The organism is Candidatus Marithrix sp. Canyon 246, from assembly GCF_001723685.1.
Lineage (GTDB): Bacteria > Pseudomonadota > Gammaproteobacteria > Beggiatoales > Beggiatoaceae > Marithrix.
Genome location: NZ_MCBX01000014.1, coordinates 14,723 through 41,153 on the forward strand (window position 1 = coordinate 14,723; position 26,431 = coordinate 41,153).

Sequence of the window (26,431 nt, forward strand, 5' to 3'; positions counted from 1 at the left end):
AAGGCTATGTTGTAAAAAGTGAATAAAACCGACATATTAAAATTATATGTCGAAAATTTTTAGCAGCATTGCTTTTTGATGTCCAATAAAGAATAATCGGCATAACCCGATAATGGTAATTTTGGTGTCGAAATATTGTATGCTGTATTAATTAATCCAGCCCCTTTCCTCTAAAAATAAGCTGGATAATTCCTGTGTTTGCTCAAAATTTAGATTTATCTCCAAAAAAATGCTTAATGGGAGGTTTAAGAGGTTTATCATTTTAGCTTGTCTAAAGATGATACTGGTACGTATAATACTTCAAGCTTAGAACGCTGACTATAGCATGAAAAAATATATTAAAAACAACTACAAGGATGCTATATAAGCAAGGATCAATTCTTAAATTCGATCATAAAAATATGTCACCATATTAGCTAATATATTCATAACAAATGTAGCTCATCTATGCAATAATCGCTTTTTCCAGAAATGGTACAAATAAAATGAAGTTAAAAAAAATCCATATTAAAGGTTTTAAATCCATTGTAGATCAATAATTTGAACCCGGGCAGGTAAATATCTGTGTGGTGCAAATGGAAGTGGTAAAACTGCCATCTTAGAAGCCATTGGAATGTTAAGTGCAGCACTGAATGGCGCAGTAGATAATGAAGCATTGCAACGACGTGGCGTGCGTTTAGGAACACCACAATTATATAAATCATCTTTTGAAAATGTGGATCTAGCTCAGATTGATTTATCTGTACAGTGGCAAAATGTTAAGCAAAATGAACAGTGGAATTATGCAGTTGAATTAGAACCAACTAATAATACAGGAACTTGGTCTTATCATGCTGAAAGCTTACAACTAAACAACCAACTGATTTTACAACGTAAAAATAACAAAATTGAAACTTATGGAAAACATCAATACAATGATGCTTTTCCTAATGATGAAGGTGCAAAGGCAGCTATCCATTTAGCTCTTTCAGAATCTAAACCAGCCAGTGGCAAATTATTCTCAGAGTTCTCATCAAGACTAAAATCTTACGCTATTTATACTCCAACTACAGCAATGCTTAGCGATGCTGTCACTGATATGAGATCAATTTCCAACAATTTTATGGGGCTTTCTGGAAATCGACTTGCATATGCTATGCTAGATCTCATAGATACTAAAAATGAAACTTATGGATATTTAGACTTAGATGAGGTGCTGGATTTACTGGATTGGATAGAAAGTATTGCTGTGGTATCACCGACAACAGATATTCTATCTCCAGTAGTGCCTCGTTTACAAAAAATCCTTAGCTTCACTGATTTTTTGATGCGAAAAGATAATAATAAATTCACCGCTCATGAAGCTAGCGAAGGTAGCCTCTATGTGTTTTTTCTATTAACACTTGCTATGCACCACTATGCCCCATCTATATTTGCAGTAGAAAATTTTGATCAAGCCTTACATCCTCGTTTAGCACGCGCCTTAGCCAAATCATTCTGTAAAGCAATCTTTGCTAATCCCCATCAACCGATAGCTTTTTTAACATCTCATAATCCATTAGTTTTGGATGGACTTAATATTCGTGATGATAGAGTACGTTTATTTGCAATAGATCGTAATAGTAAAGGATATACAACCATAAATCGTGTAACAGTAACAGAAGAATTATTAGAACAAGGCAAGAAAGGTTTAACATTATCGCGTTTATGGGTAATGGGATATTTAGGTGGTGTGCCAGCATTATGAAAAAACTGGTTATTGGGATTGTTGCAGAAGGTGTGACAGATTTTATGCTGTTACGCTCACTGCTCGATCACTTTTTTGATTGTAATTGTTAATTGATACAATGATGTTGCGCGTGAAGATGAAATTATGTCGGTACGTATAAATCTTTTAACATATTTACATAATATTAAGTACAGCGAATTACGTGGATAAACTAATAAAGTTTAATTTAAATAATTTGTTTATCCACGTAATTCGCTGTACTTATTTTAGTCAAAATTACTTTAAATGTTAAAATACTTTGTCGTACCTATTTAATTGTACTGAAGCTTGGGTGCTGGCAGCACACGATATTGAAACTGCTTATCATGCACCACCTGATAAACCACTTGAATGTGTGAATAAGCCAGATATGATTATCAGCAATCAAAGAGATTATCAACAATTGATACCTATAGTGTTAGACAATTGGGAAGAAGTGAAACATATTTGCAAACAAGCAGCAAAATTTGAAAATGACGTAAAAGCTATTGTAGAACGAATATATCATAATTAATATAGCTGAATTGTTTCACAAAGGGTAATTGTGTGCTGTATCTAAATAATAAATGATTTATAATCATCGGAACTGCACCAAATCGCCCTAATAAGTAAGCTTTCTGAGCTTAAACCTGCATATTTCATCAACTGGATTGATTTCATAAAGCCACTCCTCAAGAATCCATTTATGATTCAAATTCAAAACGTGATGGTTTATTAAGATTAGTTTTATCAAGTTTAAATGGTTTGATAGGAATTAGTTTATTATGCCTAATTTAATTTTCCAAGTGATGAGCAGTGAAGTGCGGCTGCAATATGATTAATAACAATACGAAAAATAAAGAAGATCAAATTGTCATCTATCAAACAGATGATGGCTCTACTGTACTTGAAGTGAGCTTTACCCATGACACCGTTTGGCTGACACAGGCTCAAATGGTGGAACTTTTTGGCAAAACCAAACAAAATATCAGCCTACATATTAACAATATATTCAAAGAAGGCGAATTAGACAAAGCTTCAGTTGTCAAGGAATCCTTGATAACTGCCGTCGATGGCAAACAGTACAAAACTAAGTTGTACAATCTGGATGTTATTATATCTGTAGGTTATAGGATTAAATCTCAACGTGGCACACAATTCCGCATCTGGGCAACTCAACGCTTGCGTGAATATCTAGTACATGACTACAGTATCAATCAGGAGCGTTTTGACAAAAATGCTGCTGAACTGCAACAAGCATTGGCATTAATCCGCAAAACTGCACAGTCATCAGAAATCAATGCAAAATCTGGGCGTGGATTGGTGGAAATAGTTAGTCGTTATACTCAGACTTTCCTTTGGCTACAGCGTTATGATGAAGGTTTGCTTGATGAACCAAAGGGTCAAGATGGTGGTCATTTGCCAACGCCTAAAGAGGCTATGCAAGCCTTGCAGGAACTCAAACAATCACTCATGGCACGCGGAGAGGCTACTGAACTGTTTGCGAATTTACGCGGCGGCAACTTATCAGTGCCTAACCTATTTTTTAGGCTTATCCACCTCTAAACGCGCTAATACTTGTTCTAATACATGTGGATAAGGAATTTCCTCTGGATCTTTAGGTTTATCTGAATATGATAATAATGCTGCTTGAAAAATTTGTGTTTCTCGCACTATTTCAGGATCAGCATCTGACACTGATTTACCCGCCAGCAATTCTATCCAATCTTGCCCATCATCAGTCAAAATGTGACACTGTTTGATGGGCGGATATTGCATAATTTTTACCTATTTTTTCAGATATTTCCTGTATAGATAAACCCTGTTGTTGCCATAACAGGGCTTCTAAACAATTTAGAAGTTCAATGTTGCCCTCACGTATCATCATAATTAACAGAATAATCCTCTTTAGCATTTTTTCGCCAATAGTCACTAGCAACACTTGTGGCAATTTTATTCAGCCAAGTTGGGATACTGCAATCTTCTCTAAAACTTTCAATATTTTTAAAAGAATGGAAATTGAAAATTTGTCTTAAATAAAACCAAATATTTACTGGATTTTTTGCAAGGTTATGTAGTATTACAATTTACCTTGGTAAATGTGATCTCCAAAAAAATGCTTAATGGGAGCTTATTACTATTGTAAAAATATTTTCAATTCACTCATATTAAAACTCTTAGCCAAAGCACAAACATGATCAACAAAGCTTTGTAATTCAGGTTGTTGTTCTAACAATGCTTGTGCTTGTTTGATGATCGCACGAATATTACCAGTTCTAGCTATTTCAAATAATGCCTTTATTTGTTCTGCTGTGGGTTTGATCATTTCCTGATTTGATATAATAACATGAGTATCTTCACAACCAGTTAATGGAATTGTAAACCAAAAGCGACTACCAACATTAATCTCACTTTCTACATGTAATTCTCCACCCATAAGTTTGACTAGTTTTTTACTAATTGATAAGCCTAAACCAGTACCTTCAATATGATGACTTTGTTCTCCTACTTGTTGAAAAGCTAAAAATATTTTTTCTAAATTTTCTGCTGCAATACCCTCTCCTGAATCTTCTACTTCAAAACTAATAAGATTGGTTTGAAAATTAACCTTAAAAGTAACTTGCCCTGTTTTAGTAAATTTAATAGCATTACTAAGTAAATTTAGTAAAACTTGGCGTAATCTTTTTTGATCTACATTAACAAGAGAAGGTAATTTTGATACAGACTGATAAATTAATTTAATGCCTTTTTCTACTGCTTTTATCTCAAATAGATCTACAAAATATTGTAAAAAAGACTGTAAATGACATTCTGTTGGCATCAATTCTAATTTATCAGCCTCAATTTTAGAGAAATCTAAAATATCATTAATAAGAGTTAATAGATGTTCACCGCTACGATGTATGATTTGTATGCCTTTTTGTTGTTGTTCTGTCAGGCTTTTATCACGATTTAATATTTGTGTATAACCTAAAATACCATTCAACGGGGTGCGAAGCTCATGACTCATATTAGCGATAAATGCACTTTTAGCATGATTAGCTGATTCCGCTAATTGTTTGCTTTGACGTAATTGTTCTTCTAGTAATTTACGTTTAGCAATTTCTTGTTTTAATTCTTCGTTTTGTTGATTGACATTTTTTAGTTTGTGGATTGTTAAATGAGTTTTCAGGCGTGCTAATACTTCTTCAACTTGTACTGGTTTGGTAATATAATCGACTCCACCCAATTCAAAACCCTTAACCTTATCTGCTGTATTATCTAAGGCTGTCATAAAAATAACTGGAATATCCACAGTTTTTTTATCTGCTTTTAAACGACTACAGGTTTCAAAACCAGAAATTCCGGGCATTACAACATCCAATAAGATAATATCAGGTTTTACTAATCGCGCTCTTTTTAAACCCATTTCACCATTACGAGCGATAATAATTTTAAAGCCTGATTCTTCTAATGAATCAACAACAACACCTATATTTATAGGGTTATCATCAATAATTAAAACCACATTTTTTTGATTAGTATTTGCATTAATTTGTTCCACATAAAAAAACTTAGCAAAAGGGATACCTATTATTGTTCAGCATCTGCTAAAAGTTGTTTTAATTCTACTAAGGCTGTTGATTGTGGATTTACCTTTTCGATGCTGGCAATATAATTTTTGACTTTACTCAATCTTTTGTTCTCTAGTTCTATTTTTGCCCAGTCTATATACAGCTGTTCTATTGTTTGTAATCCGACATGTGCAGTTTCATTTTCTGCATCAAGTTCTAATACTTTTTGATAACAAGATAATGCAGTTCCTCTTTTACCAGAAGTTAAACTTCTGTTATCTAAATATCTTTTACAACGAGGTAATAGTCTAGCTGTTTCTACACGTTGTTTTAAATCAGCCAATATAGTTGATTCTGGATCAACTTTTTCTATACTAGCCATATAAGTTTTAACTTTATTTAGTTTATTTCTTTTAAATGCCTTTTCTGCTAAACCTAGATAAACTTCTTCTATATTTTTTAATCCTTGAACAGCATCTTCATTATCAGCTTCAAGCGCGAGTACATCTTTATAACAAGATAATGCAGTCTTGCCGGTTCTGCTGGATGTTAAACGTTTTGCATCTAAATTTTCTTGGCATTGAGCTAATAATCTTGCTATTTTAGCTTTAGCTTGTATTTGTTGTTCTGTTAAAGCAGGTGGTTCAATTGGTTTAGGTGCTATGACTACAACTGATTCAGGTTTTGCTACTATAGTTTCTATTTCTTTGATTTCAGGTTCAGTGGGTTTCTGTTGTGTTTCGATTACAGTTTCATTTACTTGTGGTGTAGAAATCACTGGAGTTTCTGTATGATTTTGAAATCCAAAAAAAGCCGTTAATCCTCCTCCAATTAAAACACATAATACTCCAACTATTGTAAGTGATTGTGCAAGAACAGATCCACGCAAGCTCTGTTTACTTTTGTTAAAATTTTTATATACCATAATCATATCCTTTTATATAGAACGTTGTTGTTGAAACATCTACAGTATTACATAATAATTTATTCAAGAAAAGAGGATTAAAGTATGAAAATCAATTTAAAAATTAAGTTATCTTTGTTGTTGTTATTATTATTAATAGGATGTGGACCTATTTATAGTACTAAGTATCACTATCAACCACCTAACAACCCAGACGGAAGAAAGTGTCTCTTTCAATGCGAAAATTATAGATTGCAATGTGAACAAATGGAAGATATGAGAGAAGAAGCTTGTGAATTTCGCGCTCAACAATTATGTTATGATAGAGAGGGTAATGAAATTAAAAATTGTTATAAACCAAGTTGTTATAGTAACTATAGCAGATGTGAACGTATGTATAGAAGTTGTTATGAGGCTTGTGGAGGTGTAATAACACCTCATAGAGAATGTGTATTAGGCTGTAATTAGTGCCACTAGCAATTATTTCATGATAAAATCAGTATAATTTTTAATTTTTCCTTCTTCTAATATTAATATATATAATAAAATGTCAAAAGTTACATGGCCTCATCAAGAGGCAAAACGTTTACGTGGTATTGCTTCAAATTCTGATAAAGCAATTATTTTTGAAACTGGATATGGACCTTCTGGTTTACCTCATATCGGTACCTTTGCCGAAGTAGCACGCACAACTTTTGTCATTAAAGCTTTAAAAGAAGCATTTCCAGAAGTTAAAATACGGCTAATTGCCTTCTCTGATGATATGGATGGTTTAAGAAGTTTGCCTGAAAATATACCTAATCATGATACATTAGCTAAATTTTTAGGAATGCCATTATCTTCGATTCCAGATCCATTTGAACAAGCGTCCAGTTTTGCTGATTATATGAATGGACAACTCAAACAGTTTTTAAATACTTACGGTTTTGAGTATGAGTTTTATTCTTCCACTCAATGTTACAAAGATGGTATATTTGATCAAGGCTTAAAAAAGATCATGGATAATTATACCCAAATTAGAGAATTGTTTATCGCTACAATTTCTAAAGATAAAAGAGAAGCCTGGAGTCCATTTTTTCCAATTTGCGAATCTTGTGGCAAAATTTATACAACACGAGTTGTTAATGTTGATCCAGAAAATTATAGTTTAACTTATAAGTGTGATCAAGACAATTTTGAATCTTGTGGGCATGAGGCAACTACTATGATTACTGGTGGTAAAGTCAAAGTAGGTTGGAAGATTGATTGGGCATTACGTTGGGCTACATTTGGTGTCAATTATGAAATGTATGGCAAAGATTTAATGAGTTCTGCTAGTATGGCTGGTAAAATCTGTACTATCTTAGGAGGTAAGCCACCAGTAAATTATAAATATGAATTATTTTTAGATGAAAAAGGTGCTAAAATTTCCAAGAAAATTGGTAATGGAATATCAATGGAACAGTGGATGAAGTATTCACCTGTTGGTGCCTTATTAAATTTTTTACTTGCCAATCCTAATAAAGCTAGACAAATGGGATTGCCAATTTTGCCGAAAATTGTTGATGAATATATCGACACACTGCGCAAACCACAAAATAATATAAATCATAATTTATGGTTTATTAATAGTATCCAGCATGAATACGAAGTATCCAATTTAGATAAGAATGAAATTAGTTACAATTTGTTATCTAATGTAGCACAAAATTTAGGCATACGTGATGCTTCATTATTATACAAATATGCTTTAAAATATGATTCAACAGTAGCAGATAATGCAGATTTTTTCCGCTTGTTGTGTGAAAAAGTCGTTGCTTATGTAGAAGATTATGAAGCACAAATAGTAACAGAACCTTTAGAAATAGATAAGTCTTATTCTACTTATCTACCTGAATTAATAGAAATTATTGATCATACAGATAACTTTGACGCTTTAGCGGGCGAAGATATTCAAGCCCTTGCCTTTATTATTCCTAAAAAATATGATCTGAATAAATCCCAATGGTTTAAATTTCTTTATTCAGTATTATTAGGTAAAGAAAAAGGTCCGCGATTAGGTCCATTTTTAGGTATTTTAGGTAAAGAAAGTGTATTATCTATGCTACGTAAAAGCTTAAAATAAATAATTGACTAAGGTAATAAAATTTTGGAAGAGCAACAACACCGTAACGCACTCCCACAAGGCTTTTTACTCAATGAGTATAAAATTGACTCCGTGCTTGGCAAACCGGGTGGTTTTGGTATTACCTATTTAGCTATGGATACCCATTTAGAACAATGGGTTGCAATTAAAGAATATTTGCCAAGTGATTTTGCTCTACGTGAAAGTTCTAGTAATAGTGTTCATGTTCAATCAACCTCCTATCAAGATTCATTTAATTGGGGTTTAAATTGTTTTATTGACGAAGCACGAGTTCTAGCCAAATTCAAACATAAAGCAATTGTAAGAGTATTACGTTATTTTGAAGCTAATAGCACAGCTTATATGGTAATGGAATATGAGGAAGGTCAAAGTCTTGCTGAATATTTAAAACAAAAACGTATTCTAACAGAAGAAGAATTATTAAGTCTAATTAATCCCTTATTAGAGGGATTAATGGAAATACACAGTGTTAATCTATTACATCGTGATATAAAACCGGATAATATATATATTCGTGAAGATAATACTACGGTATTACTTGATTTTGGTTCAGCTCGTTATGCAGTAGGACAAAAAAGTCGTACTGTTACTAGTATTGTAACCCCGGGTTACGCGCCTTTAGAACAGTATGATAATGAAGGTATTTCCCAGGGTCCGTGGACAGATATTTATGGACTCGGGGCAGTTATGTATCAGGCGATTAGTGGTAATACTCCACCAGCGGCAACTCGTCGTGTCATGAAAGATCCAATGAATCCAGCTATTAAGATAGGTAATGGTAAATATAAAGAAAATTTACTAGAGGCTATTGATTGGGCATTGCAACTTAATGAGGAAGATAGACCCCAGACAGTAGATCAATGGCGAGATAAAATGTTTTCGCCTACAGCTCCTTCAACATTTTATCCATCTAAAGAAAAGTTATTTATTTGGAATACAGTCAGTTGGGTCAGTAATATCGTATTATGTCTTACTATTGGTGTATTATTATATGAAAATCATGGGCTTAATCAAGAAAGCAAACAAACTATAACACAAATTCAAAAGATTGAAATTGAACTTCAAAGCAAGCAAAAGAGTTTAGATAGAGCTTATAGTGATTATAAATGGGCTAAAGCAATATTAGAAAAAATCCAGAAATTTGATCCTGAAGTAGCTAAAGAACTAACGGGTTTTGAAGAAGGTAAAAAATATTATGAACTCATAGGAGTTAAGGTTCATGACGTATTAAATGTGCGTGAATTTCCGGGACATCTTAATAAAAAAGTTACCGAAATACCAGCCGCTGAAAAATGTATTGAATTTTCTGGTCATTATCGTCTATTAAAATCACAAATTTGGGTTAAAGTTAAATATAACAGCAGAGAAGGCTGGGTGAATTCAACTTATCTGGTAGAAAATGCAAAATGTTTTGAGGATAAAAATATTGAATAAAATTAATCAGTTCAATGGTGGGTTTCGCTATCGCTCTACCCCACCCTACAAAACTATAATAATGTATTATCATGTCTTTTATGTAGGGTGGGTAGAGTGTAAACGAAACCCACCAAAATGGTCTATAATAAAATTCATTCTTAAGTGCTTACTAATTTGTCTATTACCTATAAATAGTTTTGCTACTGGATGGATAGAAAATATATCTTTTGAAAATTCCAAAATAAATATTCATCATCATGATTGTCAAATCAAAGAAACAATAGAAACAAGCTATAAGCTAATTATAAAAATAGGCAATTGTTTCAGTAAAGCTGGAATAATTAAAATTAAACATCCTAATTTACAACAAATTCATTGGGCACAACATGATCACCGTCAACAAACAGTTTGGGTAGTTGCTACTTTTGCTATTCCTAATTATCAATTTGCAAGGATTAAATTATCTTCTACTGTTGATCAAATTTCTATATCCAATAACAATAAAACTATGTTTTTACTGAAGGGTATTAGATTTCAAATACCATTAGAAAATATGGATATAGAAAAATTTATTGACAGATCAATTGGATATATACCTAAATTTTTAGTAAAAGATGGTTTACCTCATTTTGGTTCCAAACGCGATGATTGGAAACGCAAAACTAGAAAACATAAAGGTTATGATATATACGTTAATAATGTTAATGTTATTGCAGCCGCTGATGGAATAGTTACTAAAGTCAGAACAACTAGTAGAGCGGGCTTATATGTAAAATTACGTCATGCTGCAAAAATATATACACTTTATATTCATTTAACCAGTGCTAGAGTTAAACGTGGGCAAGCAGTTAAACGTGGGCAGATTCTTGGTAGAATTGATGGAGCATCTGGCAATGCAATCGAGGCTCAATTACATTTTGAAATTAAACCATATAATAAAAGCATAAATCCATTAGCCTTAATTGAAAATTATTATGATAGTAATCATTTAATTATTGAAAAAATTCGCTATAATAAACAATTACTAACAACAAGTATTAGAACGAGAAATATCGCAGTTAGAAATTTTCTTCAGTCCCATAGATAGGCATCTATATTGCATATTATTAGAAACTATAACGATTACTACTTACCTAGTAAGGTTATAGTGAGGTGCTTTAAATGTTGGTCACATTTAAAGACACCTTCTCTTATTTCCTCTCTTCATCAGCCAGTAAAATTTTTCATAAAAATAGCTCGATGAATATCACCTAAACTCAACATTCCAACCAATTTCTCTCCTTCAGCAACTGGAATACGTCGAAAATTATTTCGTGCCATAATAGACACAGCTTTTAAAATAGGTACATCAGGACTAAGGGTGATAACACCTTTAATCATTAAATCAGAAGCTTGTAGTGGTAGTACTTTTTTATAATCATTTTCCATCGCTTCAAAATCAATGGCTTCCATATTTGCCATTATATCTTTGATACTTGGAAATAAATAACGTAAAACATCGCGTTCTGCAATAAAACCTACTAATTTTTGATTATCATCAACCACAGGTAAACCACTATAACGCTTTAGACACATCAAAGATGTAACTTCTTGTAAACTTGTATCGGCTTTAACGGTTTTAACTGGATCAGTCATTACATCTTTTACTAACATAATTATTTTTTCCTTTATAATTTTTTGTATTTTACCAAGGCATAAAGTTATTTGCAAATGACATTGGACGTGAAAACTTGGACATATTATGATTCATGCTATTTAAATTATGTCGCATTGTTTGCATAGAATCATCCATATTTACAATTGATGTACCAATTCTTTTGATTGAACTATTCATACTTCCTATCGAATTATCCATTTTTGCAATTGATTGATCCATTCTCTTTATCATTTTATCCATATGCGACATTGTATGCACAATGTGTTTCATGGATTTATCCATTGATGGTAGTGTATCTAATTTGACAGAAATATCTTTCATAGTAACTGTCATAATTTGAAATTGTCCAGACATAATTAAAATTTGTTCAGACAAAGTACTAATGCTATTAGTCATAGATTCCATATGTTCTCCCATCTTAGAATCCATACTGTTTGCCATAGAAGACATATCAGCAGTTAAACTATAAATGAGAAAAAATCCATAAGCAGCTAAGATTACAAAAGCAAACATTGCAGGATAAACAATGATCTCCCATCGTCTTGTACTTTCCTGAAAATGTCCAACAAATTGTTCCATTTTGCTATTGCTAATAGCAGCTCCACACTCCATCATTGTGATTGGCTTTTTTTTAGGAGGTGATTCAGTGTTCATAAAATTAATTCCTTATAATTAATTCCTTGTAAAAAAACTTATCTATGCTACACTATTTTGTGAAAAATTTCAGGAGTACCTAACAAATATAGTATTATAAAGGAGCAAAAAATGTTTCAAGGCAGCATGGTTGCATTAGTTACACCAATGGATCAAGACGGTAATATTGATGAATTAAGTTTGCGTAATTTAATAGATTATCATGTGGATAATCAAACAGATGCAATTGTAGCAGTTGGTACTACTGGCGAATCGGCAACTCTTAATCATGATGAGCATTGTCGAGTTATTCGTATTGCTGTAGAACAAGCCGCTGGTAGAATACCAGTAATTGCTGGCACCGGTTCAAATTCTACTGATGAAGCTATAGAATACACTAATTGTGCTAAAAAAGTAGGAGCTGATGCTTGTTTATTAGTAACTCCTTATTATAATAAGCCTACACAAGAAGGTTTATATCAACATTATAAGAAAATAGCAGAGGCTGTTAATATTCCTCAATTGCTTTATAATGTACCCGGGCGTACCGCTTGCGATATGTTACCTGCTACAGTTAAACGTTTAGCTGAAATAAATAATATTATTGGTATTAAAGAAGCTGTAGGTGAAATCACTAGAATACGTGAATTATTAGAATTAGCTAATGATCATTTTGCTATTTATAGTGGTGATGATGCAACAGCATTGCAATTAATATTACTGGGTGGTAAAGGTACAATTTCTGTCACAGCGAATGTTGCTCCTCAAGCAATGCACGATATGTGTCATTTAGCATTATCTGGTAATCGTGATGAAGCCGAAGCGATTAATCAAAATTTAATGAGTCTTCATCAGAATTTATTTGTTGAAGCTAATCCTATTCCAGTTAAATGGGCATTAAATAAAATGGGTTTAATTCCAGAAGGAATTCGTTTACCATTAACAATATTGTCTGAACAATATCATGAGATTGTTACACAAGCTATACAAGATCAACATGTCAATTAAACCAATAATATTATTATCTATATTTTTTCTCTTATCTGCTTGTAGTATGATTACAAAACAGCTTGATTCTACTTGGGAAGATGATAGAACTGTTTATGTGTGACTCGTTTCTAAGTAACTGAAATAAAAATTGTATTCAGGAATTAGAGTATTGAACATGGAGTTCAATATAACTGGTAAGAATGGTAAGGTTAAAAACCTAGGGCATTAGTTGAAATATGTTCAAAAGCATTACCCGGCTGGCGCAATGACACGTTGCTGGTTGAGCAAGGGTAAAACGCCATACAAGGATGAAAGGCAAGCAAAGATAGCAGGGCTACGAATAGAAATTAGCGTTTGAAACGTCGGTAGTCTAAAAGGACACGACAGGTTAGTAAGTCATAATTGTATACGTGTGATTTAATCAACTCAAGAGCCTCGGCGTATAGCTAAAGCCTAAACTATCAATGAAAATGGTCTCTGACCATTGAAACATTTTATCGGAACGAGGAAAAACGGGTGTAGTAATGCACTTTACCATAGAAATGGTATGGAAAGAGGTCAGCAGTCAACTGATAGCGCAGCATTCGGGTAGGAACTAAGGGGAAATTATATGGATATAAGATTACCTTAGTGTCATGTGGAGCATAAATCGTGAATAACAATTCCCTTGAGAAACAGGGTGAATAGACATAGAAATATGATAACAGTAGAAACTATAGATCAACATTATTTAGACAAAACAGGGCAGAAAGCCCCGGCATGGCTCACCTCAGAGTGGGAATGGCAGGATATTGTCTGGAGAAAAGTTGAACGAACGGTTTTTAATTTGCAAAAGCGTATTTATAAAGCCACCAAAGCTGGTCAACTGAAACAAGCAAAAGCTTTAAGTAAACTTCTACTAAGAAGTAGTTGTTCGATAATCTTAAACGTTCGTAAAGTTACACAAGATAACTCAGGCAAGAAAACTGCCGGTGTTGATAGGGTTAAGTCATTAAGTCCTCTAAAGAGGAAAGAGTTAGTTAAAGAGTTAATGATAATAGCCCAATCATCATTCAAAAGTTATCGTGCAAAGCCAATAAGAAGAGTATGGATACCAAAGAAAAACGGTAAGTTAAGACCACTTGGAATACCAACCATCAAAGATAGAGTGGTTCAAGGAGTAGTGAAAACCGCTATAGAACCCTCCTTTGAAGCAACCTTTGAACCAAATAGTTATGGTTTTAGACCAGCACATAGTACTCATGATGCCATAGAAGACATTTTCAAATGTCTATCTCGCAAACAGAAATGGGTGCTAGATGCTGACATAAAAGGCTGCTTCGATAACATAGACCATAAACATTTATTAAGCTTAATAAATGGAAAGGTAGCCAAAGCTACTATTAAACAATGGTTAAAAGCAGGGGTTATGGAAAACCAAAAATTCCAAACGTCAGATATTGGTACACCACAAGGCGGTATTATCAGTCCACTTTTAGCAAATATAGCCTTAGACGGAATGGAAGACTACTTATACAATAAGCTAAGAGATAAAGGCTATAAGGCACATGATCTGCGTAGAGGGGCTATCAAAATAGTAAGATATGCCGATGACTTTGTGGTAATGCATGAAAATAAAAAGGTCATAGAAGATTCTAAGCTTATAATAGCTGAATGGTTAAAGGCTCGTGGTCTGGAATTATCAGAAGAAAAAACCAAAATTGTGCATAGCACAGAAGGGTTTGATTTTCTGGGTTTCAATTGCAGGCACTACGAGAATAAAATCACTGGTTACGAAGCAAGGAATTTCGCGAACAAACAAGGTTTCAAGATACTCATAAAACCAAGTAAAAAATCCATTGAAACACATTCAGATAAGATTAAAGAAGTACTAAGGCAAATGAAAGCAGCGACTCAAGAACAAGTAATTCGGAGATTAAACCCAATAATTAAGGGTTGGGCGAATTATTATAGAGTTGGTGTGGCTTCAGATACATTCAGTAGCTTAGATAACTTGATGTGGGAAAAACTTTGGGCATGGGCTAAAAGACGGCACAATGCCAAAGGCAAAAAATGGATTGCAGATAAATATTTCCACACCATTAAGAATAGAAAATGGTGCTTTGCCACGAAAAAAGACGGAATCGTAGATCAAATCTTGGTTAAATATACAGATACCAAAATAAAAAGACACGTCAAGGTAAAAGCAGGGAAATCATTCTACGACGGTAATGAGTTATATTGGGGTCTAAGATTATCAAAAGGCTATGGTAATATATCACCAAGCAAAGCTAAAATGCTTGTAAAGCAAAAGGGTAAATGTGGGTACTGCAATGCAAGTTTTAAAAATGGGGATTTGATGGAAACTCATCACAAAACCTTCGTAGCTGAAGGTGGAAAAGATACTTATACAAATCTTGTGTTAATGCACAAACATTGCCACGATCAGTACCACGCCGGATTCATGAAAACAATGAAGGCGACAGGCAAATTCAAAGGGGAAGCATGAACTTCGGATTTGAGGTAGCACTGATAAAGACCACATGGGGGGAGCCGGATGAGGTGAAAGTCTCACGTCCGGTTCTGAAGACGAGTTCTTTATGGCAACATAGAAAGCTTAGTTTAACAATAAAAGCAAGGAGCTACCGCCATTAGAAATTCCATCAGAATTATCATATTAATTATGTTATCGGGATGTAGTACAATTGATAATGTCTTACCAGATTATCGAAAAGACTATCAAAAAAGTAAAACAGAGCCCGAATTAGAAGTTCCACCTGATTTAATTAATTCAACTAGTAAAAATCAGGAATTAAGTATTCCTGAAGTACGTAATACTAAAGCTGTGTTACCAGTTTCTAAACAAGCAAAAGTAAAACATGATGCTAATAGCCGCTGGTTAGAAGTAGAAACTGAACCTAAAATTGTTTGGGCAAAAATTAAGCAATTTTTGAAAAAAAATGAGTTGAGCTTAAAAACAGAGAATCCTAGTACGGGTATTATGGAAACTGAATGGGCTGAATATAAAGCTGATATACCTCAAACTGGTATTCGCAAATTTTTTGCTAAAACTTTAGGTACAGCATATTCTACTGGCAATCGTGATAAATTTAGAATACGCTTAGAACGAGCTACAGATATAACTAGAATATTTGTTACTCATAAGGGTATGGAAGAAGTTTCTCATGCTAACAATTTTATTTGGCAGAATCGCCCTTCTGATCCTGAATTAGCAACTGAAATGTTAAATCGTATTAAAGTATTTCTTACTACTCAATAAGTTAAACCTGACAGGTTTTTAAAACCTGTCAGGTTTGATGTTTAAAGCCCTCGAACAGTTTTTAAAATCATACTAAATTCATCACCATTCTTTTCAATATGTACTACCTTAACAGGTAAATAATGTAAGCTTGATGCACACCATAATGTAGTGCTACGTTTATTACTTGATGAGCGACGTTGATATTTTAAGGTATCTAATCTACCTACTCCTGTATTTATACGTTCTGTGCCTAAAAACTTTGGTGTATAAGTTTTGACTTTTCCTTTATCTGCAATCTTATATTGAAGCTTACGTTTACCTTGTTTTAAGTCTTGCATTAATACTAATTGATAGAGTAATCTATCCAATATTCCATTTTGAATTCTAATCTGTTTGCTTTGGTTTTTAAAAGTATTGCTTGCAATGTTTTTTGACCAATCAAAAGATATTATATTGAATCTATCTTTATGCCCTGTTTGACGATAAGTGTATTCTAAAGGCTGAATTTTATTATTCAGTCGTTTAAATCTACTACGTTCAGAAATACGAATTTTTTTAAATAAGGAAATGAAACCGGTGGTTTCAGCCACTGTTTCAAATAAAAACTTACCATCTGCAAAAGCAGTTAAACTTCTGGTAGCTCTTCCTGCTGGAAATCCTTCTGCATATAATTTATATTGAGCAGTAAATGTCGGCGGAAATGAATCATTGGCATATACACCATAATTCCATACACATAATAAACCTATTATTATCTTTTTCATGTTTAATAAAACTCATATCTTAATTGTTGGTGATGTGATGCTAGATCGTTACTGGCATGGCGTTACTTCTCGCATTTCTCCAGAAGCTCCTGTACCCATTGTACATGTCAAACAACAACAACAATGCCCCGGTGGAGCAGGTAATGTTGCTTTAAATATTCGAGCTTTAGGTGGGCAAGTTACTGTAGTTGGAGTAACCGGTAAAGATGAAGCTGCGGATATATTAACTAAACAATTAACAAATAACAATATAAAATGTGCATTTATTCGTTTAGAAAACGCGCCGACTGTTACAAAATTACGTGTTTTAAGTCGTCATCAACAACTAATACGATTAGATTTTGAAGATCATTTTAGTAAAATGGATGCGCGATTAGTTTCAACTAAAATGCAATTTTATCTTGATAAAGTTAATGCGGTTATTTTATCAGATTATGGCAAAGGTAGTTTAGTTGATTCTTCTATGATGATTGGATGGGCGAGAAAGGCTAATAAACCAATCTTGGTTGATCCTAAAGGTAATGACTTTGAAAAATATCGAGGTGCAACAGTTATTACGCCTAATGCTGCTGAATTTGAAGCCGTTGTTGGTCATTGTAGCACTGAAACTGAGTTGGTTGAAAAGGGTCAAAATCTACGTGAACATTTAGATTTAGATGCTTTGTTGATTACTCGTAGTCAAGATGGTATGACTTTATTAAGAGAAAATCTTCCGCCTTTGCATTTACCAACTCATGCGCGTGAAGTGTTTGATGTTACTGGTGCTGGTGATACAGTAATTGCGACTTTAGCAACTGGTTTGGCTGCTGGTTTGGATTGGGAAGCTGCTACTAAGTTAGCGAATAAAGCGGCTGGAATTGTGGTTAGTAAACTTGGAGCCGCTACTGTTAGTTTGGATGAGCTTGAACCAAGTTCAGAAACGGTGGTAATGACAAATGGTTGTTTTGATATTTTACATGCTGGGCATATTCAATATTTAACTCAGGCGCGACAATTAGGTGATCGTTTAATTGTTGCGGTTAATGATGATGATTCTGTACGTCGTTTGAAAGGTAAGAGTCGCCCTATCAATAGTTTAGAACAACGTATGATTGTGTTAAATGCGCTAGAATGTGTAGATGAAGTAGTTGCTTTTAGTGAAGATACTCCTGAAAAACTAATTTGTCAAATTTTACCTGATATTTTAGTCAAAGGTAGTGATTATACAGTCGATCAAATTGCTGGTAGCGATTGTGTACTAAAGAATGGTGGTAAAGTATTAACCTTGGATTTTGTCGAAGGTTGTTCCACTTCTAATATAATTGAACGTATAGGAAATAATAAATGATTGTAGTTACAGGTGGTGCTGGATTTATTGGTAGTAATATTGTAAAAGCCTTAAATAAGCGCGGTTATACTGATATTTTGGTGGTAGATAATCTCACTAAAGGTGAAAAATTCAAAAATTTAGTTGATTGTGATATTGCTGATTATCAAGAAAAGGATATTTTTTTACAGCAATTGGATACATATGATTCTATAGAGGCTATATTTCATGAGGGTGCATGTAGTAGCACTACTGAATGGGATGGTCATTATATGATGACTAATAATTATGATTATTCTAAAGCTTTATTGCATTATTGTTTAAATCATAATGCTGCTTTTATTTATGCTTCTAGTGCTTCTGTTTATGGTGATGGTAAACTCGAATTACCTCTAAATATGTATGGCTACTCTAAGTTTTTATTTGATAAATATGTAAATCCTCTGTTAGCTACTTGTCAATCCCAGATTGTTGGTTTACGATATTTTAATGTTTATGGTTCTCGTGAACAGCATAAAGGTACAATGGCAAGTGTAGCTTATCATTTTAATCAACAATTATTAAACGGTGATGAAGAAGTTAAGCTGTTTGAAGGTACTGATGGTTATGCTGATGGGGAACAGCGTCGCGATTTTATTTATGTAAATGATGTCGCAAACATAAATTTATGGTTTCTGGATAATCCAGATAAATCTGGCATTTTTAATGTTGGTACTGGGCGTAGTCAGACATTTAATGATGTTGCTCGCGCTGTTATTGATTGGCATGGGCGAGGTAAGATTAAATATATCCCATTTCCTGAACATTTGCGTGGTCGTTATCAGAGTTTTACTCAAGCTGATATTAGTGCGTTACGCAATATCGGTTATGACAACTGTTTTTACACAGTGGAAGCAGGTGTGAAAGATTATTTGAATAATTTAAACGGGAAGGCTTAAAATGGCAACTGTATTAATAATGGCTGGTGGTACTGGAGGGCATGTGTTTCCAGCTTTAGCTATTGCTCAAGAATTGCAAAAACAGGGTATTAGTGTTTATTGGTTAGGAACACGACGAGGTTTAGAAGCTCGTGTAGTGCCTGAAGCTAATATTGATATAAAATATATCAGTATTAATGGGCTTCGTGGTAAAGGAGTGCTGAGTTTATTAGCGGCACCTTTTAAAATTAGCTTGGCTTTATGGCAAGCAATAAGAATCATACGTAGTTTAAAGCCTAGTGCTGTTGTGGGTTTAGGTGGTTTTGTAACTGGTCCGGGTGGAGTTGCGGCATGGTTATTACGTGTGCCTTTATTAATTCATGAACAAAATGCTATTGCAGGATTAACTAATCGTTGGTTAGCAAAATTAGCGACAAAAGTAATGGAAGCTTTTCCTAACACTTTTCCAGAAAATTACCATGCAATATATACCGGCAATCCATTACGTGCTAATATAATAGCTCTGAATCCTTCAACCCCAAATAAACAGTTATTACATATATTAATTGTTGGTGGAAGTTTAGGAGCCAAAGCATTAAATGAAACTGTACCCAAAGCTTTGCAACAGCTAAGTACTAATATTGAGGTTTGGCATCAAACAGGTAATGCACATATTGAATCAATGGAAAAAGCATACAATGGTGCATCATTTAAAACACGAGTCGCTGCTTTTATTGATGATATAGCAGAGGCTTATCAATGGGCAGATTTAGTCATTTGTCGAGCTGGCGCAAGTACAATCAGCGAATTAGCACAAGCTGGCGTAGCTAGTATTTTAATACCTTATCCATATGCAGTGGATGATCATCAAACTAGTAATGCTAAATTTTTATCAGATAATGGTGCTGCAATATTGTTACCCTCAAAGCAATTATCAGTAGATAATTTAGTCAGCACAATTAAAGATTTAGACCCTTCTAAACTAGAAGCAATGTCATTAGCGGCACGAAAATGTGCTAAACCTGAAGCCTTAGAACAAGTAATAGAATTAATAAAATATGAAATTTAATCTTCCTAAACGTGGCAGACGTATTCATTTTGTTGGTATTGGTGGAGCCGGAATGGGCGGTATTGCAGAAGTCATGCACCGTATCGGTTATGCAGTAACTGGTTCCGATTTAAGCAAAAATAATATGACTCAACGATTAACTGCTTTAGGCGTTAAAGTACACACTGGGCATAAAGCAGAACATGTACATGGTTGTGATGTAGTCGTAATTTCCAGCGCGGTTACAGAAGAAAATCCAGAAGTACAAACAGCTAGAGAACAACGGATTCCTGTATTACCACGCGCTGAAATGTTAGGCGAATTAATGCGATTTAGTGAAGGAATTGCTGTTGCTGGCACACATGGTAAAACCACTACAACTAGTTTAATTGCAAGTATATTAGCTGAAGGGAATCTTGATCCAACTTTTGTTATCGGTGGGCGTTTAAATAGTGCTGGTACACATGCTAGTTTAGGTTCTAGCAAGTATTTAGTTGCTGAAGCAGATGAAAGTGATGCTTCCTTTTTATATTTAAAAGCGACTATGGCTGTTGTTACTAACATTGATGCTGATCATTTAAAAACATATAATAATGATTTCAGTATTTTGCGTAAAACCTTTGCTGATTTCTTACAGCAATTGCCTTTTTATGGCTTAGCGGTTTTATGTGTAGATGATCCAGTTATAGAGGATATGTTGCCACAACTTACTAAGCATAAAATCACTTATGGTTTTTCAGAAAAAGCTGATATTCGTGCAGTTAATTTACAACAAAAACATGGTAAAAGCTATTTTAGTGTCTTACATAATCAACTGCCTTGGTTAGATATAGAATTAAATTTACCGGGCGAACATAATGTCAATAATGCTTTAGCCGCTATTGCAATTGCGCATGAGTTGGGAGTTAGTAATATTGATATTAATCGTGCTTTAGCTAACTTTAATGGAATTGATAGACGTTTTCAAATGAAAACAGTCGGGGAAATTTTACATATTGACGATTATGGGCATCATCCATGTGAAATTGCTGCAACTTTAGATGCAATAAATGCAGGCTGGAATGATAGACGATTAGTGGTAGCATTTCAACCTCATCGTTATAGCAGAACTCATGATTTATTTGATGACTTTGTAGAAGTTCTATCTAAAATTGAGAATTTAGTGTTATTAGATATTTATCCGGCTGGCGAAAAACCAATTGAAGGTGTAACTGGTGAAAGTTTATGTGAGGCAATCGCAGAAAAAACTGGAGTTAAACCACAATTGGTTTCACAAGTAGCGCAATTAAAATCTACTTTAACCCCAATATTAAAAAATCAAGATATTTTATTAACATTAGGCGCAGGCAATATTGGTCAATATGAACACTAAATTTGGTAAAGTCGCTGTACTTATGGGCGGTAATTCCGCTGAACGAGAAGTTTCTTTAAAAAGCGGTACTGCCGTTTTAGCCGCTTTAAAACGTCAAGGTGTTGATGCTCATGCTATTGACACTGCTGATAATATCAAAGCTTTGCTTTGTACTCCAAAGTTTGATCGCGCTTTTGTGGTTTTACATGGGCGAGGCGGTGAAGATGGAACAATACAAGGTTTATTAGAATCTTTAGGAATACCTTATACCGGAACTCAAGTATTAGGTTCAGCCTTAGCAATGGATAAATATCGTACTAAAATGCTATGGCAAGCTATGGGCTTAACTACTCCTGAATGTATGCCATTAAAAAGTGAGGCTGATTTACATACGGCTGTTGAAAGGTTTGGTTTGCCATTAATGATTAAACCAGTGTTAGAAGGTTCTAGCGTTGGAATAAGTAAAGTCAACCATATTGATGAAGTAGCGGCTGCTTGGAAAAACGCATCTCAATATAATTGCTTAGTAATAGCTGAACGCTATATTACAGGCTTAGAATATACGGCTGCAATCTTAGATAATCAGGTATTACCTTTTATCAGATTAGAAACACCACATGATTTCTATGATTATAATGCTAAATATAATGATGATACTGAAACATCTTATTTAGTTCCTTGTGGTTTAGGTGATGTAGAACAAAGTTTACATGACATGATGATGCAAGCTTTCTTGTCAGTTGATGCATTGGGGTGGGGTCGTGTAGATTTTATGATGGATTCAAAAGGGCAAGCTTGGTTAATAGAAGTTAATACTGTACCGGGGATGACTGATCATAGTTTAGTTCCTATGGCGGCTAGCCACGCTGGTATCAATTTTGATGAATTAGTCTTGCGTATTTTAGCTACTAGTGTATGAAGAGAATATGCCAAAAGAAAAAAATTTAATAGTTGGTCTTGATATTGGTACATCTAAAATTGCTGCGATTGTCGGTGAAATTTCTGTAGATGGTGATCAAGTTGAAATAATCGGTATTGGTCAACATCCATCACGGGGTTTAAAGAAAGGCGTGGTGGTTAATATTGAATCGACTATTCAATCGATTCAACGTGCCGTAGAAGAAGCTGAATTAATGTCTGGCTGTGAAATTAATTCAGTTTATACGGGCATTGCTGGTAGTCATGTCCGTAGTATGAATTCACATGGAATCGTGGCAATTCGTGATAAAGAAGTGACACAGGATGATATTGATCGGGTTATTGATGCAGCTCGTGCAGTTGCAATTCCAGCCGATCAAAAAATTATCCATATCATTCCACAAGAATTTGTGATTGATAATCAGGAAGGAATTCGTGAACCAATTGGTATGTCGGGTGTGCGTTTAGAAGCTAAAGTTCACTTGGTTACGGGAGCTGAATCAGCGGCACAAAACATTATAAAATGTATCCGTATGTGTGGGCTAGAAGTAGATGATATTATCCTCGAACAATTAGCATCTAGCACTTCTACTTTAATTGATGATGAAAAAGATCTAGGTGTTTGTTTGGTTGATATAGGTGGTGGAACAACTGATATTGCTGTATTTACAGAGGGTGCAATACGTCATACGGCTGTTATTCCTATAGCGGGTGATCAAATCACTAATGATATTGCTGTTGCAATGCGTACACCTACTCAATATGCTGAAGATATAAAAATTAAGTATGCTTGCGCCTTAACGCAATTAGCAAATGCTGAGGAATTGATAGAGGTACCTAGTGTAGGCGCACGCCCACCTCGTAATTTAGCCAGACAAACTTTAGCAGATGTAGTTGAGCCACGTTATGAGGAGTTATTCACGTTAATTCAAGGTGTATTAAGACGTAGTGGTTATGAGGATTTAATTGCAGCCGGGATTGTTTTAACTGGCGGCAGTGCCAGAATGGATGGTGTTATCGAGTTGGCAGAAAAGGTATTTCATATGCCAGTTCGTGTTGGTTATCCTAAGTATGTAAGCGGTTTAATTGATGTTGTGCGTAATCCTTGTTATTCAACTGGTGTGGGTTTGCTTTTATTTGGTCATAAACATGATCATGAAATGATTTCAGATATAGCCCAACAAAATATGGGTGTAAAAAGAAAAATTGGTCAAATTAGAAATTGGTTTCAAGGAAACTTTTAAAGTGAAAAGAGGTTTAAGAAAGTGTTTGAATTAATGGATACTTATAGTCAAAATGCTGTTATTAAAGTCATTGGTGTTGGTGGCGGTGGCGGCAATGCAGTTGAACATATGCTGCAAGGTAATATTGAAGGCGTTGAATTTATTTGTGCTAATACTGATGCTCAAGCCTTAAAAAATTCATCAGCGCGTACAATTTTACAATTAGGTACTGATGTTACTAAGGGTTTAGGTGCAGGTGCCAACCCTGAAGTTGGTCAACAAGCGGCATTAGAAGATCGAGAACGTATCATGGCTTTGCTTGAAGGCACTGATATGGTATTTGTAACAGCGGGAATGGGTGGTGGAACTGGAACTGGAGCCGCTCCAATTGTAGCACAAGTAGCAAAAGAACTGGGAATCCTTACTGTTGCTGTTGTTACTCGCCCATTTCCTTTTGAAGGCAGAAAACGTGCTGCTGTGGCTGAAGAAGGTGTAAAAGAGTTAAGTCAATATGTTGATTCCTTAATAATTATTCCTAATGAAAAATTATTAAGCGTTTTAGGTAGAGAAACTACCTTATTAGATGCTTTTAAAGCCGCTAATGATGTTTTGCAAAGTGCAGTTCAAGGTATTTCTGAACTGATTACACGCCCCGGATTAATTAATGTTGATTTTGCTGATGTTACCACAGTAATGCAAGAAATGGGTCTTGCAATGATGGGTTCAGGCTATGCTAAAGGCGAGGGTCGCGCTCGTAAAGCAGGTATTGAAGCCATTTCCAGCCCTTTATTAGAAGATGTGGATTTATCAGGTGCTAGAGGTATTCTGGTCAACATGACTGCTGGTATGGATTTAAGTATCGGTGAATTTGAAGAAATGGGTGATGTAGTTGAAGAATTTGCCTCTGAAAATGCTACTGTTGTTGTGGGTACTGTGCTTGAACCAGAGATGAATGATGAGTTACGTGTTACCGTAATTGCAACAGGTGTTGGTCCACTTACAGATCAACAACAGCAGCAACAGCAGCAAGAACGTGCTGCAATGAAAGTAATACAAAATCCAGCAGTTGAAAAAAATAATAAAATGAGTGACTATAGAGAATTTGACAAACCTACAGTAACACGTTTGCACAACAATAAGAATGATTCATCTCTTGATGATCATGAGAATCATGATACACAATCTGGCGACTATTTAGATATTCCAGCTTTTTTACGTCGGCAAGCTGATTAAAAATATATATTATTTATCTTGGCATAAGCTACGCATAAACTGTGTAATGTGATTCAACCATGATCATATTGGGTCATTGATAGCAGAGATAAAATAATGATAAAGCAGCGTACATTAAAAAACGTAATAAAAGCTACAGGTGTGGGTCTGCATACAGGTGAAAAAGTCTATTTAACCTTAAGACCTGCGGCTGCGAATAGCGGAATTATTTTTAGACGAGTAGATTTAAAAATACCGGTAGAAATTCTAGCACGTACCGAAAATGTAGGTGATACTAGATTATCTACTAGCTTAGTTAAGGATAATATTAAAATATCAACAGTTGAACATTTGTTATCCGCTTTAGCTGGTTTAGGTATAGATAACGCATATATTGATGTAAGTGCTTCAGAAATTCCAATAATGGATGGTAGTGCAGGGCCCTTTGTATTTTTAATTCAATCTGCGGGCATAGAACAACAAAATGTTCCAAAAAAATTTATTCGTATAAAGCGTAGAATTGAAGTCAAACAAGGGGATAAATGGGTACGTTTTGAACCCTTTGAAGGTTTTAAAGTTAATTTGCAGATAGATTTTGATCATCCTATATTTCAGCAAACCCCTCAAAGTGCTGAGATTAATTTTTCTCAAAACGCTTTTGTTAAAGAAATTAGTCGCGCTCGTACTTTTGGTTTTATGCATGAAATAGAATCTTTACGTGAAAATAATTTAGCCTTAGGAGCTAGTCTTGATAATGTTATAGCAATGGATGAGTATCGTATATTAAACGAAGAAGGTTTACGTTATGAAGATGAATTCGTAAAACACAAGATACTTGATGCTGTAGGTGACTTATATTTATTAGGACATAGTTTAATTGGTGCTTTTTATGGTTACAAATCTGGACATGAATTAAATAATTGCTTATTAAAAAAATTATTAGCAAATAAAACTGCATGGGAAATGGTGCATTGTGATGGAGATCAGAAATTACCAGTAGTAAATTATTTAAAACCATTACTGGTATCTTAAAAATGCTCCTGAATTTTGCATATGATAAATGCAGTTATAAAATAATATTTTTTTTACTTTTTATATTGAAATATATTGCAAACTATGTTATAAAGAAGTTTTTAGTGGCGTACTATTTTATTCAATGGGCGTACTTTAATTTCTAGTTGTTCAATTATAGACATTAAATTGTCTTGTTGCCATTGCTTAATCAGTGCAGGGGCAATATAACGCAAGCGTGTTGCCCATAGGGAAGATTCAGTATATATTACTAAGATTTTATCCCTGAAATTGGCAACTTGGCAGTGTTGATTTAATGGCTTGGGTAAATCTTCTTGGAGTTGATGATTCAATTTTTTAAGTATATTATGATGTGCTGATAAATTACTAAGAATCTCTGAGTTATTTATCATTAATTGACCAAATAATTTCATT

26 protein-coding genes are annotated in these 26,431 nt (G+C 34.2%); 18 read left to right on the plus strand and 8 right to left on the minus strand.

Features of this window, described 5'->3' with window-relative positions; translation table 11 throughout:
- The first annotated feature begins 562 nt into the window (after positions 1-562).
- The 3 genes from BHU68_RS09370 to BHU68_RS09380 all read left to right on the plus strand — a co-directional run bounded on the left by BHU68_RS09370 (position 563) and on the right by BHU68_RS09380 (position 3,292).
- Positions 563-1,726 (plus strand): AAA family ATPase, encoded by a 1,164-nt coding sequence (locus BHU68_RS09370; protein WP_083234096.1) that lies wholly within the window; start codon positions 563-565, stop codon positions 1,724-1,726.
- Positions 1,727-2,006: 280 nt separating this feature from the next.
- Complete coding sequence (locus tag BHU68_RS09375; protein ID WP_069471274.1) at positions 2,007-2,261, plus strand: hypothetical protein; 255 nt, start codon at positions 2,007-2,009, stop codon at positions 2,259-2,261.
- A gap of 299 nt (positions 2,262-2,560) precedes the next feature.
- The gene (locus tag BHU68_RS09380; RefSeq protein ID WP_069471275.1) at positions 2,561-3,292 is read left to right on the plus strand and encodes a virulence RhuM family protein; all 732 of its coding nucleotides are present in this window, start codon (positions 2,561-2,563) and stop codon (positions 3,290-3,292) included.
- Here BHU68_RS09380 and BHU68_RS09385 read toward each other — a convergent pair.
- The 4 genes from BHU68_RS09385 to BHU68_RS09395 form a co-directional block, all read right to left on the minus strand.
- Positions 3,266-3,505, minus strand: a complete 240-nt coding sequence (locus tag BHU68_RS09385; protein ID WP_141698833.1) for a hypothetical protein — start codon at positions 3,503-3,505, stop codon at positions 3,266-3,268. The genes BHU68_RS09380 and BHU68_RS09385 overlap by 27 nt on opposite strands.
- Positions 3,465-3,614: a hypothetical protein gene (locus BHU68_RS17690; RefSeq protein ID WP_171899638.1), complete on the minus strand. Its 150-nt coding sequence runs from the start codon at positions 3,612-3,614 to the stop codon at positions 3,465-3,467. Before BHU68_RS17690 ends, BHU68_RS09385 begins: the two co-directional genes overlap by 41 nt.
- A 249-nt stretch (positions 3,615-3,863) precedes the next feature.
- Complete coding sequence (locus tag BHU68_RS09390) at positions 3,864-5,270, minus strand: ATP-binding response regulator (RefSeq protein ID WP_069471277.1); 1,407 nt, start codon at positions 5,268-5,270, stop codon at positions 3,864-3,866.
- 29 nt (positions 5,271-5,299) lie between these two features.
- Positions 5,300-6,205 (minus strand): hypothetical protein, encoded by a 906-nt coding sequence (locus BHU68_RS09395; RefSeq protein ID WP_069471278.1) that lies wholly within the window; start codon positions 6,203-6,205, stop codon positions 5,300-5,302.
- A gap of 84 nt (positions 6,206-6,289) precedes the next feature.
- On the opposite strand from BHU68_RS09395, the gene BHU68_RS09400 reads away from it, so the two are divergent.
- The 4 genes from BHU68_RS09400 (at position 6,290) to BHU68_RS09415 (ending at position 10,812) form a co-directional block, all read left to right on the plus strand.
- Positions 6,290-6,652 (plus strand): hypothetical protein, encoded by a 363-nt coding sequence (locus BHU68_RS09400; RefSeq protein WP_069471279.1) that lies wholly within the window; start codon positions 6,290-6,292, stop codon positions 6,650-6,652.
- A 79-nt stretch (positions 6,653-6,731) separates the two neighbouring features.
- The gene (gene lysS, locus BHU68_RS09405; RefSeq protein WP_069471280.1) at positions 6,732-8,288 is read left to right on the plus strand and encodes a lysine--tRNA ligase; all 1,557 of its coding nucleotides are present in this window, start codon (positions 6,732-6,734) and stop codon (positions 8,286-8,288) included.
- Positions 8,289-8,312: 24 nt separating this feature from the next.
- On the plus strand, positions 8,313-9,743 hold the full coding sequence (locus BHU68_RS09410) for a serine/threonine protein kinase (RefSeq protein ID WP_069471281.1): 1,431 nt from the start codon (positions 8,313-8,315) through the stop codon (positions 9,741-9,743).
- Positions 9,736-10,812 (plus strand): M23 family metallopeptidase, encoded by a 1,077-nt coding sequence (locus tag BHU68_RS09415; protein WP_171899512.1) that lies wholly within the window; start codon positions 9,736-9,738, stop codon positions 10,810-10,812. Before BHU68_RS09410 ends, BHU68_RS09415 begins: the two co-directional genes overlap by 8 nt.
- A 119-nt stretch (positions 10,813-10,931) precedes the next feature.
- On the opposite strand, the gene BHU68_RS09420 is transcribed toward BHU68_RS09415, so the two are convergent.
- Together BHU68_RS09420 and BHU68_RS09425 are read right to left on the minus strand one after the other, a co-directional pair.
- Positions 10,932-11,378: a CBS domain-containing protein gene (locus tag BHU68_RS09420; protein ID WP_069471283.1), complete on the minus strand. Its 447-nt coding sequence runs from the start codon at positions 11,376-11,378 to the stop codon at positions 10,932-10,934.
- A gap of 31 nt (positions 11,379-11,409) precedes the next feature.
- Positions 11,410-12,036 (minus strand): hypothetical protein, encoded by a 627-nt coding sequence (locus BHU68_RS09425; protein ID WP_069471284.1) that lies wholly within the window; start codon positions 12,034-12,036, stop codon positions 11,410-11,412.
- A 111-nt stretch (positions 12,037-12,147) separates the two neighbouring features.
- On the opposite strand from BHU68_RS09425, the gene dapA reads away from it, so the two are divergent.
- The 3 genes from dapA to bamC all read left to right on the plus strand — a co-directional run bounded on the left by dapA (position 12,148) and on the right by bamC (position 16,264).
- Positions 12,148-13,023, plus strand: a complete 876-nt coding sequence (gene dapA / locus BHU68_RS09430) for a 4-hydroxy-tetrahydrodipicolinate synthase (RefSeq protein ID WP_069471285.1) — start codon at positions 12,148-12,150, stop codon at positions 13,021-13,023.
- A gap of 679 nt (positions 13,024-13,702) precedes the next feature.
- Positions 13,703-15,493 (plus strand): group II intron reverse transcriptase/maturase, encoded by a 1,791-nt coding sequence (ltrA, locus tag BHU68_RS09435; protein WP_083235050.1) that lies wholly within the window; start codon positions 13,703-13,705, stop codon positions 15,491-15,493.
- Positions 15,494-15,667: 174 nt separating this feature from the next.
- The gene (gene bamC, locus BHU68_RS09440) at positions 15,668-16,264 is read left to right on the plus strand and encodes an outer membrane protein assembly factor BamC (RefSeq protein WP_069471286.1); all 597 of its coding nucleotides are present in this window, start codon (positions 15,668-15,670) and stop codon (positions 16,262-16,264) included.
- Positions 16,265-16,305: 41 nt separating this feature from the next.
- On the opposite strand, the gene BHU68_RS09445 is transcribed toward bamC, so the two are convergent.
- Positions 16,306-17,010 carry a DUF3108 domain-containing protein gene (locus tag BHU68_RS09445; RefSeq protein ID WP_069471287.1) on the minus strand — a complete coding sequence of 235 codons (705 nt, stop codon included), beginning with the start codon at positions 17,008-17,010 and terminating at the stop codon, positions 16,306-16,308.
- Here BHU68_RS09445 and rfaE1 point away from each other — a divergent pair.
- The 8 genes from rfaE1 to lpxC all read left to right on the plus strand — a co-directional run bounded on the left by rfaE1 (position 17,009) and on the right by lpxC (position 26,017).
- Positions 17,009-18,337 carry a D-glycero-beta-D-manno-heptose-7-phosphate kinase gene (gene rfaE1, locus BHU68_RS09450; RefSeq protein WP_069471288.1) on the plus strand — a complete coding sequence of 443 codons (1,329 nt, stop codon included), beginning with the start codon at positions 17,009-17,011 and terminating at the stop codon, positions 18,335-18,337. The two genes, BHU68_RS09445 and rfaE1, sit on opposite strands and share 2 nt — an antisense overlap.
- On the plus strand, positions 18,334-19,254 hold the full coding sequence (gene rfaD / locus BHU68_RS09455; RefSeq protein WP_069471289.1) for an ADP-glyceromanno-heptose 6-epimerase: 921 nt from the start codon (positions 18,334-18,336) through the stop codon (positions 19,252-19,254). The genes rfaE1 and rfaD overlap by 4 nt, the downstream gene beginning before the upstream one ends.
- Before the next feature lies 1 nt (position 19,255).
- Positions 19,256-20,302 carry an undecaprenyldiphospho-muramoylpentapeptide beta-N-acetylglucosaminyltransferase gene (gene murG, locus BHU68_RS09460; protein ID WP_069471290.1) on the plus strand — a complete coding sequence of 349 codons (1,047 nt, stop codon included), beginning with the start codon at positions 19,256-19,258 and terminating at the stop codon, positions 20,300-20,302.
- Positions 20,292-21,653: a UDP-N-acetylmuramate--L-alanine ligase gene (gene murC / locus BHU68_RS09465; protein WP_069471291.1), complete on the plus strand. Its 1,362-nt coding sequence runs from the start codon at positions 20,292-20,294 to the stop codon at positions 21,651-21,653. Before murG ends, murC begins: the two co-directional genes overlap by 11 nt.
- Entirely contained in the window at positions 21,643-22,551 is a 909-nt protein-coding gene (locus tag BHU68_RS09470; RefSeq protein WP_069471292.1) for a D-alanine--D-alanine ligase, read from the plus strand. Before murC ends, BHU68_RS09470 begins: the two co-directional genes overlap by 11 nt.
- 7 nt (positions 22,552-22,558) lie before the next feature.
- Positions 22,559-23,794 (plus strand): cell division protein FtsA, encoded by a 1,236-nt coding sequence (gene ftsA / locus BHU68_RS09475; RefSeq protein WP_069471293.1) that lies wholly within the window; start codon positions 22,559-22,561, stop codon positions 23,792-23,794.
- Between the two features lie 21 nt (positions 23,795-23,815).
- Positions 23,816-25,006 carry a cell division protein FtsZ gene (ftsZ, locus tag BHU68_RS09480; protein WP_069471294.1) on the plus strand — a complete coding sequence of 397 codons (1,191 nt, stop codon included), beginning with the start codon at positions 23,816-23,818 and terminating at the stop codon, positions 25,004-25,006.
- 96 nt (positions 25,007-25,102) lie between these two features.
- On the plus strand, positions 25,103-26,017 hold the full coding sequence (gene lpxC, locus BHU68_RS09485) for a UDP-3-O-acyl-N-acetylglucosamine deacetylase (protein ID WP_069471295.1): 915 nt from the start codon (positions 25,103-25,105) through the stop codon (positions 26,015-26,017).
- A 101-nt stretch (positions 26,018-26,118) separates the two neighbouring features.
- Here lpxC and BHU68_RS09490 read toward each other — a convergent pair whose 3' ends face one another.
- Positions 26,119-26,430 carry a DUF721 domain-containing protein gene (locus BHU68_RS09490; RefSeq protein WP_069471296.1) on the minus strand — a complete coding sequence of 104 codons (312 nt, stop codon included), beginning with the start codon at positions 26,428-26,430 and terminating at the stop codon, positions 26,119-26,121.
- Position 26,431: the final 1 nt, after the last annotated feature.

Excerpts from the sequence above, each read along its gene's own strand:
- BHU68_RS09380 (WP_069471275.1), top strand. The coding sequence starts at position 2,561 with ATGATTAATAACAATACGAAAAATAAAGAAGATCAAATTGTCATCTAT.
- BHU68_RS09385 (WP_141698833.1), bottom strand. The coding sequence starts at position 3,505 with ATGCAATATCCGCCCATCAAACAGTGTCACATTTTGACTGATGATGGG.
- BHU68_RS17690 (WP_171899638.1), bottom strand. The coding sequence starts at position 3,614 with ATGATGATACGTGAGGGCAACATTGAACTTCTAAATTGTTTAGAAGCC.
- BHU68_RS09395 (WP_069471278.1), bottom strand. The coding sequence starts at position 6,205 with ATGGTATATAAAAATTTTAACAAAAGTAAACAGAGCTTGCGTGGATCT.
- BHU68_RS09400 (WP_069471279.1), top strand. The coding sequence starts at position 6,290 with ATGAAAATCAATTTAAAAATTAAGTTATCTTTGTTGTTGTTATTATTA.
- lysS (WP_069471280.1), top strand. The coding sequence starts at position 6,732 with ATGTCAAAAGTTACATGGCCTCATCAAGAGGCAAAACGTTTACGTGGT.
- BHU68_RS09420 (WP_069471283.1), bottom strand. The coding sequence starts at position 11,378 with ATGTTAGTAAAAGATGTAATGACTGATCCAGTTAAAACCGTTAAAGCC.
- BHU68_RS09425 (WP_069471284.1), bottom strand. The coding sequence starts at position 12,036 with ATGAACACTGAATCACCTCCTAAAAAAAAGCCAATCACAATGATGGAG.
- dapA (WP_069471285.1), top strand. The coding sequence starts at position 12,148 with ATGTTTCAAGGCAGCATGGTTGCATTAGTTACACCAATGGATCAAGAC.
- ltrA (WP_083235050.1), top strand. The coding sequence starts at position 13,703 with ATGATAACAGTAGAAACTATAGATCAACATTATTTAGACAAAACAGGG.
- bamC (WP_069471286.1), top strand. The coding sequence starts at position 15,668 with ATGTTATCGGGATGTAGTACAATTGATAATGTCTTACCAGATTATCGA.
- rfaE1 (WP_069471288.1), top strand. The coding sequence starts at position 17,009 with ATGTTTAATAAAACTCATATCTTAATTGTTGGTGATGTGATGCTAGAT.
- BHU68_RS09445 (WP_069471287.1), bottom strand. The coding sequence starts at position 17,010 with ATGAAAAAGATAATAATAGGTTTATTATGTGTATGGAATTATGGTGTA.
- rfaD (WP_069471289.1), top strand. The coding sequence starts at position 18,334 with ATGATTGTAGTTACAGGTGGTGCTGGATTTATTGGTAGTAATATTGTA.
- murG (WP_069471290.1), top strand. The coding sequence starts at position 19,256 with ATGGCAACTGTATTAATAATGGCTGGTGGTACTGGAGGGCATGTGTTT.
- murC (WP_069471291.1), top strand. The coding sequence starts at position 20,292 with ATGAAATTTAATCTTCCTAAACGTGGCAGACGTATTCATTTTGTTGGT.
- BHU68_RS09470 (WP_069471292.1), top strand. The coding sequence starts at position 21,643 with ATGAACACTAAATTTGGTAAAGTCGCTGTACTTATGGGCGGTAATTCC.
- ftsA (WP_069471293.1), top strand. The coding sequence starts at position 22,559 with ATGCCAAAAGAAAAAAATTTAATAGTTGGTCTTGATATTGGTACATCT.
- lpxC (WP_069471295.1), top strand. The coding sequence starts at position 25,103 with ATGATAAAGCAGCGTACATTAAAAAACGTAATAAAAGCTACAGGTGTG.
- BHU68_RS09490 (WP_069471296.1), bottom strand. The coding sequence starts at position 26,430 with ATGAAATTATTTGGTCAATTAATGATAAATAACTCAGAGATTCTTAGT.